The organism is Methylosinus sp. Ce-a6, assembly GCF_009811655.1.
Taxonomy (GTDB): domain Bacteria; phylum Pseudomonadota; class Alphaproteobacteria; order Rhizobiales; family Beijerinckiaceae; genus Methylosinus.
The window spans coordinates 171009-181378 of sequence record NZ_BGJX01000002.1; the positions used below are offsets into that span (position 1 = coordinate 171009).

Here is a 10370-nt window from a genome sequence, read left to right on the forward strand (position 1 = left end):
GCAACCCACGCCGACCGGTCCCGACATGCAGCCGGAGACGAACCGACAAACAATCGACCATCACTCGCTCGCCGAGAAGCTCGCGCGCCTCGGCGAACCTTCGGCCTATCGCCACGCGCCGGCGCGCGTCGACATCGTCGAGACACATATGTCCTATGTGTTCCTCGCGGGAGACCGCGCCTATAAAATGAAGAAGCCGGTGCGCTTCGCTTTTCTCGATTTTTCGACGATCGACGCGCGCGAGGCCGATTGCCGCGAGGAGCTTCGCCTCAACCGCAGGCTCGCGCCGCAGATCTATCTCGCCGTCGTCCCGCTCACGCTCGCGCCTTCGGGAGACATGTCCATCGGCGGCGAGGGCGAGATCGTCGAATGGCTCGTCGAGATGAGACGCCTGCCCGCCGAGCGCATGCTCGATCGGCTCATCGCCGACGGGAGCCTCACCGCGAAAAATATCGAGGCGCTCGCGGAGCGGCTCGGCGAATTCTACGCAGCCGCCGCGCGCTCCGCCATGTCCGCCCACGACTATGTCGCGCGTTTCTTCCGCGAGCATACGGAGACATGCCGCATCGTCACGATGCGCGATTTCGCGCTCGACCACGACCGTCCGCGCGCCCTGCTCGATCGCGTCGAGCGCCTGCTCGTCGCGCAGACGCCGGCGCTCGAGGCGCGCGTGCGCGAAAGGCGCATCGTCGACGGACATGGCGATCTGAGGCCGGAGCATATTTGCTTTTGCGCGCCGCTGGCGATTTTCGACTGTCTCGAATTCAACGCGCAATTGCGCCAAGTCGATCCATTCGACGAGCTCGCTTTTCTCGATCTCGAATGCGATTGTCTCGGCGCGCCACTGGCGGGCGCTGCGATCGTCGCGGCGACGGCGGAGCGGCTCGGCGAGGCGCCGCCGCGCCCGCTCTTCGCGCTCTATGGCGCCTGCCGCGCCCTGTTGCGCGCGCGTCTCGCGCTCGCGCATCTGCTCGATCCCGCGCCGCGCCGGAAAGACGAATGGGCGCCGCTCGCGCGCCGCTATCTCGCGCTCGCGGAGGCGCGTCTCGCGGACGCGGGCTGAGGCGCGGCGCGCGCGTGAGGCGCGGCGCGCGCGCGCCGCTCGCGCGCGAGGCGCGCCTCCACCTCGCGCTCATATCCGGCGAGTTCGACGCTGATCGTCACCGGATAGGGCGCGGCGCAGGGCGAAAGCCCCCGCACATCGGCCGGCAGCGCCGCCATGGCCGCGCGCGCATGTTCGCGAATGCGCGAAAGGCTCGGGCAGGGCTCCGATACCTCGCCTGCTCGCATCGCGGGCTCGAGCAGCGGAACGCCGGAATAGCGCTCGCCCTCGCGCGCCATCACGTCGCGCACGGCGACGCCGTCGTGGAACTGGCGGAATATCTGCTTGCGGCCGGGCAGGGTGCGCTTGCCGGGCGAGAGCTTCATGCGTCCTTCGCCGGCGAATTCGACGAGCTTGTAGGCGATGTCGAGCGCGGGCGCGTCGGTCGAGGCCGCCATTTCCGTGCCGACGCCGAAAGCGTCGATGGGCGCGCCGGAGGCGGCGAGGCGCTCGATGCGCGCCTCGTCGAGCCCGCCGCTCGCGACGATCTCCACTGCGCCGAGCCCGCTCTCGTCCAATATGCGCCGCGCCTGACGCGAGAGCGCGTCGAGATCGCCCGAGTCGAGCCTGATCGCGCGGACGTCGAATTGATCGCCCATCTCCTCGGCCAGCGCGGCCACTTCGCGCACGCCCTCCAGCGTGTCGTAAGTGTCGACGAGCAGCGTCGTGCCGGGAAAGATGCGCGCATAGGCTTCGAATGCGTCGGACTCGGACGGGCAGGCCTCGACGAAACTATGCGCCATGGTTCCGGCGACGGGAATGTCATGCGCTCGGCCGGCCGCGAGATCGGAGGTCGCGGCGACGCCGGCGATATAGAAGGCGCGCGCGCCTTTCACCGCCGCGTCGAAACCTTGCGCGCGCCGGGCGCCGAAATCGACGATGGCGCGTCCGCGCGCGGCGAAGACCATGCGCGCCGCCTTGGAGGCGAGAATCGTCTGCAGGCCGATCTGATTGAGAATCAGCGTCTCGACGATCTGCGCCTCGCCGATCGGCGCTTCGACTTCGAGAATGGGCTCATTGGCGAAGAAGGGCGTGCCCTCGGGCAGCGCGCGAATGTCGCCGGTGAAGCGAAAATGCGCGAGCCAATTGAGGAAATCCTCCGGAAATTGCCTAAGCGAAGCGAGATAGCGCAAATCGTCTTCCTCATAGCGAAAGGCCTTCAGCTCCTTCAGCAGATCGGCGAGGCCGCAGGCGAGCAGGAAATTGCGCGACGGCGGCAGGCGCCGCACGAAGAGGCCGAAGGCCGCGCGGCGCTCCGCCAGGCCGAGCTCGAAATAGGCGCGCAGCATGGCGATCTCATAGAGATCGACGAAGAGAGCAGATGTCGTCATGGCGCGCCTTTCGGACCAGTCTCGAGCAATTCGTCGATCGAGCCCGCGCCGTGCAGGCGAGCGATCGCCTCGGCGACGAGCGGCGCGACGCCGATGATGACGAGGCGCCCGCGCAGGCGCTCATGCGCATCGCTCGGCGCGACCGTGTCGGTGACGACGATCTCTTCGATCGGCGCCTCGCGCAGCGTCGTTTCCGCGTCGCGCGTGAAGAGGCCATGCGTCGCGGCGAGGAATATGCGCGTCGCGCCATGGGCGCGGCAGGCGCGCGCCGCGCGCGCCATCGTGCCGCCGCTGCTGATGAGATCGTCGAGAATGACGACGGCGCGGCCGGCGATGTCCCCGGCGAAGATCTCGCCGGTCACTTCGCCCATGCTGCGATGCTTGTCCATGAAGCCTTTCGCCACCGGCCGCGCGAGCATCGTCTCGAGCCGCTGGCGGAACAATTCGGCGCGCTTCTCGCCGCCGAGATCGGGCGAGACGACGGCGGCGGGCTCGGCGCCGAGCCGCTGCGCGAAATAGCGTGCGAACAGCGCCTGCGCGTCGAGCGCGACGCTCTCTATGCGAAAGGCGTTCTCGAAAGCCGCGATATTATGCGCGTCGACGGTGACGATGCGATCCGCGCCGACCGCTTCCAGAATTTGCGCGACATAGCGCGTCGCGACCGGATCCTGCGGCTTGGTGCGGCGATCCTTGCGCGCATAGCAGAGGTAGGGCGCGATGGCGGTGACGCGCGCGGCGCCGGCGTCGCGCAGCGCGCCGATGAAGAAGACGAGGCGCAAGAGCTTGTCCGCGCCGCTGTCGCCCGCTTCGCCCTCGAGGCTCGCGAGGACATAGGCGTCCTTGCCGCGCACGCCGACGAGCGGGCGGAGCTTTCGCTCGCCATCCTCGAAACGGCGCTCCTCATGCGGGGCGAGCGGAACGGCGAGCTCGCGCGCCACGCTTTCGCCGAGCGCAAGGCTCGAGCCGAGCGCGAAGAGGAGGATGCTCTCGTCGCCCTGCGGGCGCGCTTCGCGCGCAGGCGCGGGCGCTTCATAGCGTCGAATGTCGAGCGCGCCGAGCACGGCGCCGAGCGCGCCGTCGGCCAGCGCGAGGGGCGCGGCGAGAAGCTCGACGCCGGCGCGGTCGCGGCCTTTTTCGACGAGAGTGAATTCGACGAGCGCCGGCTCGCCGATCCGCAAGACCTCGTCGAAGAGGCGTCTGAGGCGCACCGCGCCGCGGCGATCGGGCGCCTCGCTCAAGCGCGCGCCCTCGGTCACGGCGCCGAGCAGCGGGGCGACCGCCTTGGCGCCGATGACAATCTCATAATCGCGCGCGTCAGGAACGGCGCGAAAGGCGAAGCCGCAATTGCGCAGATCGGCGACGACGTCGGCGAAAGTCGGCGCGACGCCGCGCCGCGACGCGAGCCAATGCTCGAGCGCATGTCTCGTTTGGGCGCCGATCGGCTGCGGCGCGAAATCGAGCCGCTCGAAGAGGCGCTTCAAGAAGGGCGGCGTCTCGGCCAGGGTCGTCATGGGCGCCTCTTCGAAGACGAGGAGATGGCCTTCAGCTCCGCTCGCGGTCCAATTTCTCGGCGAACCACTTCGCCGCCGCCGCGACGACCTGCTCCAGAGTTCCAGGCTCCTCGAACAAATGTGTCGCCCCCGGCGTCACGTCGAGGCGCGCGTCGGGCAGGCGGCGCAGCGCGATGCGATTGAGATTAAGGACTTCGAAATCGAGGCCGCCGACGATGAGCAATGTCGGCGCGCGAACGCGCGTGAGCGCATCGCCGGCGAGATCGGGCCGGCCGCCGCGCGAGACGATGGCGCGCACGCGTCGGGGCCGCTCCGCCGCCGCGACGAGCGCCGCCGCCGCGCCCGTGCTCGCGCCGAAGAGGCCGATCGGTAATTCGCCGAGCGCAGGCTCGGCCGCAGCCCAGTCGATCGCCTCGACGACGCGCCCGGCGAGCAGAGGAATGTCGAAGACATTGCGGCGATCCTGCGCCTCCTCTTCGGTCAGGAGATCCATCAGCAGCGTGGCGAGGCCTTTCTCGCGCAGCGCGGCGGCGACGAAGCCATTGCGCGGGCTGAAACGCGACGAGCCCGAGCCATGCGCGAAGATCACCAGCCCGCGCGCATCCTGCGGAATGGCGAGGGAGGCGCCGAGGCCGCGCGGGCCGACGGCGACCTCGAATTCTGCGACCGGCTCGGCCATGGCCTTTCCCGTAACGTCGCCGCGCTGCGCGCCCCCGCGCCCGCCCTATATCTAATCACCTCGCCGTCGTTAGGCGGCAAAAAATTCGCGTTGCGAGAAGGGAGGCTCGGCCATGCAGACGGCGCCGGAAATCGACTTCCAGGGCATGGAGGCTTCGCCGCAGGCGCAGGCGCGCATCTTGCGCCATATAGACGAGCTCGAGACGCGCTTTGGCCGCGTCACCGCCTGCCGCGTCGTCGTCAAGGCGCCGAGCGCGCGTCATCAGACCGGCGGGCAATATGAGATCAATATTCGCCTCGCCCTGCCGGACGGACGCGAGGCGATCGTCGAGCGCACGCCGCCGCAGGACGAGCGCTACCAGGATTTCGACTTCGCGCTCAACGACGCCTTCAAGCGCGCGCGGCGGCGGCTGCAGGATCAGGCGCGGCGCCTCGAGGGACATGTGAAGCAGCACGCCGAACCGGCGACCGGCGTGGTGCGGCGGCTGATGCGCGAGGACGGCTATGGATTTCTCGAAGGCGAGAACGGCCGTGAGCTCTATTTTCACCGCAATAGCGTCGAGGGGGGCGGGTTCGAGGCGCTCGAGCCCGGCGATCGCGTGCGCTATGCCGCCGAAGACGGCGAGGAAGGTCCGCAGGCGAGCGCTGTGCAGCCGCTCGGGGAGCGCGCGCCATCGTGAGCCCGCGCGCCTCGCATTCGCGGCGCGACCGCCTATATCGAGGGCGTCGCTATTGCGCGTCGGAGTTGGGGCGCCATGCCTTTTCGTGACCGCGATGACGCCGGCCGCCGTCTCGCCGAGGCGCTCGTCGTCCATGCCGGCGAGCCTGCGGTCGTCTATGCGCTGCCGCGCGGCGGCGTTCCCGTCGCGGCGCATATCGCCGAGCGGCTGCACGCGCCGCTCGATCTCGTGCTCGTGCGCAAGATCGGCGTTCCCTATCAGCCCGAGCTCGCCATGGGCGCGCTCGCCGACGGCGGCGCTCCGATCATCATCCGCAACGAGGATGTGATCCAGGCGGCGGAAGTGACCGAGTCGGTCTTTCAGGCCGTCTGCGCGCGCGAGCGGGCGGAGATCGAGCGGCGGCGCAAGCTCTATCTCGGCGGCAGGGCGCGGCCCGATCCCGCGGGCAGGCTCGCCATCGTCGTGGACGACGGCGTCGCGACCGGGGCGACGACGCGGGCGGCGCTGCGCGCCGTCAGGAACCTGCGTCCGGCCAAGCTCATTCTCGCCGTCCCCGTCGCGCCGACCGACGCGCTGGAGCTATTGCGCGGGGAGACGGACGAGCTCATCTGTCTAGAGGATTATCGAAGTTTCGGCGCGATCGGTTTTTTCTACGAGGATTTTCGCCAGATCGACGACGACGAGGTGATCGCGATCCTCGATCGCTTCGCGCCGCGATCGTGACCGGAGGCTGCCATGCGCGTCGGCGCGCCCAAGGAAATCAAGGACAATGAATTTCGCGTGGCGCTGACGCCGGCCGGCGTCTATGAGCTCGCGCAGCGCGGCCATCTGGTGATGGTGGAGAGCGGCGCAGGCGTCGGAGCGGGCATGTCCGACGACGATTATCGGACCGCCGGCGCCGCGATCGTCGAAGGGCCGGAGCCGATCTTTTCCTCCGCCGATCTCGTCGTGAAGGTGAAGGAGCCGCAGGCCGAGGAGCGCGAGCGATTGCGGCCGGGACAGATCCTCTTCGCTTATCTGCATCTCGCCGCCGACCGTCGCCAAGCGCTGGACCTCATGCGCTCCGGCGCGATCTGCGTCGCCTATGAGACGGTGACGTCGCCATTCGGCGGCCTGCCGCTGCTCGCGCCCATGTCGGAGATCGCCGGGCGCCTCGCCCCGCAAGCAGGCGCGCGATGCCTGGAAAAATCCATGGGCGGGCGCGGCGTGCTGCTCTCCGGCGCGCCGGGCGTGCCGCCGGCCGAGGTGCTGATCCTGGGGGCGGGCGCGGTGGGAACGCAGGCGACGATGATCGCGCTCGGCATGGGCGCGAGCGTCACCGTCGCCGATCACGGCGCCGAGCCGTTGCGTCGCCTCTCCGCACGTTTCGGCAATGCGGCGCGCACGATCTTCTCGACGCCGACGGCCATCGCCGAGCTCGTCCGCCGCGCCGATCTCGTCATCGGCGCCGCGCTCATTCCGGGCGCCGCCGCGCCCAAGCTCGTCAGCCGCGGCATGGTCGCCGGCATGAAGCCGGGCTCGGTCATCGTCGATGTGGCGATCGATCAAGGCGGCTGCTGCGAGACGTCGCATCCGACGACGCATAGCGATCCGACCTATGTCGTCGACAGCGTCGTTCATTATTGCGTGACCAATATGCCGGGCGCCGTGCCGCGCACCTCCACATTCGCGCTCGCCAGCGCGATTCTGCCTTTCGTGCTGGCGCTCGCCGACAAAGGGCTCGGCGCGTTGCGGGAGGATCCGCATCTTGCCGCCGGCCTCACGGTCGCGCGCGGGGAGATCGTCAACGCATCCGTCGCCACGGCGCTCGGCCTTCCCGTTGCGCCGGCGGAGAGGGCCTCGAGAGTTTGAACAAGCGAGAAGGAGCGCGCCCATGCGCCTGCAATCGACCGCCTTCGCCGAGGGAGCGGAAATTCCTCGGAAATATACATGCGACGGCGAGAATGTATCGCCGCCATTGCAATGGAGCGGCGCGCCGGCGCAGACGAAGAGCTTCGCTCTGCTCTGCGACGATCCAGACGCGCCGGCGGGCGTCTGGCGCCACTGGGCGGTCTATGATCTCTCGCCCGACGGCTCGGGACTGCCCGAGGGCGCGGGACGGCCCGGGCCGCAACGCGGCTTCTCGCAGGGGATCAACGATTTCGATCGCTCGGGCTATGGCGGGCCATGCCCGCCGCCGCGCCATGGCGTCCACCACTATCGGTTCCGCCTGCTGGCGCTGTCGACCTCGACGCTCGCCGTCCCGCGCAAGGAGCCGACCTGCCTCGAGGTGGAGCGCGCCGCGACCGACGTTAGGCTCGAGGAGACCATCCTCGTCGGGACCTATCGGCGCTGATCCCCGGCTTTTGTCTCGACGCGTTTCCAACGCCGAACCGGCGTCCACTTCGGCTGGAAACGCTCTCGGCTTTTGTCTCGACGCGTTTCCAACGCCGAACCGGCGTCCACTTCGGCTGGAAACGCTTTCGCCGCGCCGCAAGCGCCGCTCGATCGGCGGCGCTCTTCGCCGCCGGAGAACGCCGGCTGCTACTTCTCGCCTTTTTCTTTCTTGTCGCCCTTCGCCTCGCTCGGCGTGAAGACGCTGCGCACCCGCTGGCCGGGCTTTTCGAGCACGGTCGCCTGGCCGGTCGCGGTGTCGTAGACGAGCTTCTCGCCCTTCACGACGCTGTCGCCCTGTGTGAGCGTCACATTGCCGACGAGATAGACCTTGCTCTCGCCGCGGTCGTAGCTCGCGCGGTCGCCGGCGCCGATCTGATCCTTGGAGACGAGCGTCACCGGCCCTTCGGCGTCGATGTGGCGGACGCGATCGCTGCCGCCATTGCTCTCCTGGGCCTGCTGGCCCTTGTCGAGGAAGAGGATGAGGCGCGAGGCCTTCAGAGTCGAAGGCCCGTTCACCACGACGACGCCGCCGGAATAGACGAGCTTCTGCTCTTTGTCGAAATAATCGAGCTTGCCGGCGTCTATGTCGATGGGGTCCTTGGCGCTCGCGCCGGGGAGCACGCCGCCGGAGCGCCCTTTGGCGGCGAGCGGCGCGACGGCCAGAGCCGCGGCCAGAGCGAGAGAAACGCCGAGGAAAGAGCGATGAGAGAGTTTCATTGAGGCGATCCTTGCGCCGCGCCGGCCTTCTCGTCGTCGTCGCCGGGCAGCGTCGTATGCACCGCGCCGGAAAAAGTCGCGCGCCGCTCGTTCTGCGAGAATTCGACCGATTGCGCCGTCACCACCGATCTGTCCAGCGTCAGCCTGGTCGCATGATCCGAGGTGACGATATTGCCACGAAAATCGATCGCCGCCGCCTCGGTGCGCAGATCATAATGCTTGCCGTCATAGACATGGGCGCCGCCCGAGAGATCGGCGCGATCGTTCTTGGCGTCATAGACGCCTTTTTCCGCCGTCAGCACGACATTCGACTCATTGTCGCTCTGGATATGCACCTCGAGCTGCTCGAGCTCGAACACATCGGGCTTGGCGATATCCTGTATGCCGACGCGGGCGCGCAGCTCATAGGGGCGGCCGTCCTTGCGATAGCCGACGAGCTTGGGGGTCTCTATGGTGATGCGCGTGCCTTGCATGGCGATGCGCGCGAAGCGCAGATCGGCCGGCAGGAAGCGCAGGGAATGCAAGGCGACGCCGATCGCCACGGTAGCGAGTATCGCCCCGCTGCCCCACAGCAGCCAGCGCCGCAGCCGGGCGACGCGCAAGGAATGGCGCCGGGCCTGCGGAATCGCGACGCGGCGCGGCGTGAAGATGGAGGCGAGCCGATCGCGTCTATCGCTCGGCGGCGAGGCGTCGTTCATCCGGTCCCTGCTCGAGAACGCCCGCGAGATAACGCCGGCCGAATGGCGAATTCGTGGCGTCATATCGTTTCCGTGTGATCGCTTCGCTCGAAGAAGCGAGATCGCCCCGTCCGTCATTGCGAGCGAAGCGAAGCAATCCAGCGCCGTGGGGCGGCTGAAGGATTGCTTCGTCGCTCCGCTCCTCGCAATGACGACCATGCGGAACGCGAAGCATTCACGCGGAAACCCTATCACTCATGCGAGAAAATATCGGTCTCCGGCCAGCCCGCGAGATCGAGCCTCGCCCGCGTCGGCAGGAACTCGAAGCAGCGGGCGGCGAGATCGGCGCGGCCCTCGCGGACGAGCATGGCGTCGAGCTTCTCGCGCAGCGCATGGAGATAGAGCACGTCGGAGGCCGCATAGGCGAGCTGTGCGTCGGAGAGCGTCGCCGCGCCCCAATCGGAGGACTGCTGCTGCTTGGAGATTTCGACGCCGAGCAGTTCCCGCACGATATCCTTCAGGCCGTGCCGGTCGGTATAGGTGCGGGCGAGCTTGGAGGCGATCTTGGTGCAATAGACGGGCTCGGCCGTCACGCCGAAGGTCTTGGCCAGAATGGCGATGTCGAAGCGCCCGAAATGGAAGAGCTTCAGCACTTTCGGATCGGCGAGGAGGCGCGTCAGATTGGGCGCCTGCGTCTGGCCGGGCGCGATGCGCACGAGATCGGCGTCGCCGTCGCCGGAGGAGAGCTGGACGAGGCAGAGCCGGTCGCGATGCGGATTGAGGCCGAGCGTTTCCGTATCGATGGCGACGACCGCGCCGAGATCGGCGCCGTCCGGCAGATCGCCGGCATGCAGGCGGATGGTCATGGGGTTTCTGATTCGCTTTCGTCGTGGTGAGCGACCTTTAGCCGATTTGCGGGGGCTTTGTCGAAAAGGGCCAGGCGGTCAGGCCGCGAGCCATGCGGGATCGACCCGCAACGCCTCGGCGATGAGCGCGAGCGTTTCCGGCGTTCCCTTGCGGCGGCCGGATTCGAGATCGCTGATATAGCCCTGTCCGAGATTGGTCAGACGAGCGAGTTGCTGCTGAGTCATGTCGCGCCAATTGCGCAGCGCCTCCAAGAGACTGTCGCCGCGCAGCAGGGCGGCGCCGACCTCCGGCGGGAGGCGCGCGTCATGTCCGGCCGCGAGTTCCGCCTCGCGTTCGTCATAGATGACGACATCCGCCGCATCTTCCTCCGCCTCGGCCGCGATCAGCCGCATGGCGGCGACAATATCGCTCCCGCACTCGCTCCGGCAAGC

At 68.4% G+C, this 10370-nt stretch carries 12 protein-coding genes; 5 read left to right on the forward strand and 7 right to left on the reverse strand.

Annotation, left to right across the window (positions count from 1 at the left end; translation table 11 throughout):
• Nucleotides 1–25 precede the first annotated feature (25 nt).
• A complete protein-coding gene (locus Mspo_RS02255) occupies nt 26–1063 on the forward strand; it encodes a hypothetical protein (RefSeq protein ID WP_244613057.1) in 1038 nt (345 codons plus the stop codon).
• On the opposite strand, the gene Mspo_RS02260 is transcribed toward Mspo_RS02255, so the two are convergent.
• Genes Mspo_RS02260 through Mspo_RS02270 form a run of 3 tightly spaced genes read right to left on the reverse strand, consistent with a single transcriptional unit; the run spans nt 1021 to nt 4623 of the window.
• Entirely contained in the window at nt 1021–2433 is a 1413-nt protein-coding gene (locus tag Mspo_RS02260; RefSeq protein WP_159726394.1) for a nicotinate phosphoribosyltransferase, read from the reverse strand. The two genes, Mspo_RS02255 and Mspo_RS02260, sit on opposite strands and share 43 nt — an antisense overlap.
• The gene (locus Mspo_RS02265) at nt 2430–3944 is read right to left on the reverse strand and encodes a ribose-phosphate pyrophosphokinase (protein ID WP_201281606.1); all 1515 of its coding nucleotides are present in this window, start codon (nt 3942–3944) and stop codon (nt 2430–2432) included. The genes Mspo_RS02260 and Mspo_RS02265 overlap by 4 nt, the downstream gene beginning before the upstream one ends.
• A 31-nt stretch (nt 3945–3975) precedes the next feature.
• On the reverse strand, nt 3976–4623 hold the full coding sequence (locus Mspo_RS02270; RefSeq protein ID WP_159726396.1) for a dienelactone hydrolase family protein: 648 nt from the start codon (nt 4621–4623) through the stop codon (nt 3976–3978).
• 112 nt (nt 4624–4735) lie between these two features.
• Between Mspo_RS02270 and Mspo_RS02275 the strand changes: the two genes are divergently transcribed.
• From Mspo_RS02275 to Mspo_RS02290, 4 genes are all read left to right on the forward strand, one after another.
• The gene (locus Mspo_RS02275; protein ID WP_159726398.1) at nt 4736–5302 is read left to right on the forward strand and encodes a cold shock domain-containing protein; all 567 of its coding nucleotides are present in this window, start codon (nt 4736–4738) and stop codon (nt 5300–5302) included.
• A 75-nt stretch (nt 5303–5377) separates the two neighbouring features.
• Nucleotides 5378–6025 carry a phosphoribosyltransferase gene (locus Mspo_RS02280; protein WP_159726400.1) on the forward strand — a complete coding sequence of 216 codons (648 nt, stop codon included), beginning with the start codon at nt 5378–5380 and terminating at the stop codon, nt 6023–6025.
• A 12-nt stretch (nt 6026–6037) separates the two neighbouring features.
• On the forward strand, nt 6038–7153 hold the full coding sequence (gene ald / locus Mspo_RS02285) for an alanine dehydrogenase (RefSeq protein ID WP_159726402.1): 1116 nt from the start codon (nt 6038–6040) through the stop codon (nt 7151–7153).
• Between the two features lie 22 nt (nt 7154–7175).
• Nucleotides 7176–7637, forward strand: a complete 462-nt coding sequence (locus Mspo_RS02290) for a YbhB/YbcL family Raf kinase inhibitor-like protein (protein ID WP_159726404.1) — start codon at nt 7176–7178, stop codon at nt 7635–7637.
• Nucleotides 7638–7825: 188 nt separating this feature from the next.
• On the opposite strand, the gene lptA is transcribed toward Mspo_RS02290, so the two are convergent.
• The 4 genes from lptA to Mspo_RS02310 form a co-directional block, all read right to left on the reverse strand.
• Nucleotides 7826–8395, reverse strand: coding sequence for a lipopolysaccharide transport periplasmic protein LptA (lptA, locus tag Mspo_RS02295; RefSeq protein WP_159726406.1), 570 nt, complete (start codon nt 8393–8395; stop codon nt 7826–7828).
• The gene (gene lptC, locus Mspo_RS02300) at nt 8392–9093 is read right to left on the reverse strand and encodes an LPS export ABC transporter periplasmic protein LptC (protein ID WP_159726408.1); all 702 of its coding nucleotides are present in this window, start codon (nt 9091–9093) and stop codon (nt 8392–8394) included. Before lptC ends, lptA begins: the two co-directional genes overlap by 4 nt.
• 230 nt (nt 9094–9323) lie before the next feature.
• A complete protein-coding gene (locus Mspo_RS02305) occupies nt 9324–9938 on the reverse strand; it encodes a ribonuclease D (RefSeq protein ID WP_159726410.1) in 615 nt (204 codons plus the stop codon).
• A 78-nt stretch (nt 9939–10016) separates the two neighbouring features.
• Nucleotides 10017–10331, reverse strand: coding sequence for a helix-turn-helix transcriptional regulator (locus Mspo_RS02310; protein WP_244613059.1), 315 nt, complete (start codon nt 10329–10331; stop codon nt 10017–10019).
• Nucleotides 10332–10370: the final 39 nt, after the last annotated feature.

Excerpts from the sequence above, each read along its gene's own strand:
- Mspo_RS02255 (WP_244613057.1), top strand. The coding sequence starts at position 26 with ATGCAGCCGGAGACGAACCGACAAACAATCGACCATCACTCGCTCGCC.
- Mspo_RS02260 (WP_159726394.1), bottom strand. The coding sequence starts at position 2,433 with ATGACGACATCTGCTCTCTTCGTCGATCTCTATGAGATCGCCATGCTG.
- Mspo_RS02265 (WP_201281606.1), bottom strand. The coding sequence starts at position 3,944 with ATGACGACCCTGGCCGAGACGCCGCCCTTCTTGAAGCGCCTCTTCGAG.
- Mspo_RS02270 (WP_159726396.1), bottom strand. The coding sequence starts at position 4,623 with ATGGCCGAGCCGGTCGCAGAATTCGAGGTCGCCGTCGGCCCGCGCGGC.
- Mspo_RS02275 (WP_159726398.1), top strand. The coding sequence starts at position 4,736 with ATGCAGACGGCGCCGGAAATCGACTTCCAGGGCATGGAGGCTTCGCCG.
- Mspo_RS02280 (WP_159726400.1), top strand. The coding sequence starts at position 5,378 with ATGCCTTTTCGTGACCGCGATGACGCCGGCCGCCGTCTCGCCGAGGCG.
- ald (WP_159726402.1), top strand. The coding sequence starts at position 6,038 with ATGCGCGTCGGCGCGCCCAAGGAAATCAAGGACAATGAATTTCGCGTG.
- Mspo_RS02290 (WP_159726404.1), top strand. The coding sequence starts at position 7,176 with ATGCGCCTGCAATCGACCGCCTTCGCCGAGGGAGCGGAAATTCCTCGG.
- lptA (WP_159726406.1), bottom strand. The coding sequence starts at position 8,395 with ATGAAACTCTCTCATCGCTCTTTCCTCGGCGTTTCTCTCGCTCTGGCC.
- lptC (WP_159726408.1), bottom strand. The coding sequence starts at position 9,093 with ATGAACGACGCCTCGCCGCCGAGCGATAGACGCGATCGGCTCGCCTCC.
- Mspo_RS02305 (WP_159726410.1), bottom strand. The coding sequence starts at position 9,938 with ATGACCATCCGCCTGCATGCCGGCGATCTGCCGGACGGCGCCGATCTC.
- Mspo_RS02310 (WP_244613059.1), bottom strand. The coding sequence starts at position 10,331 with ATGCGGCTGATCGCGGCCGAGGCGGAGGAAGATGCGGCGGATGTCGTC.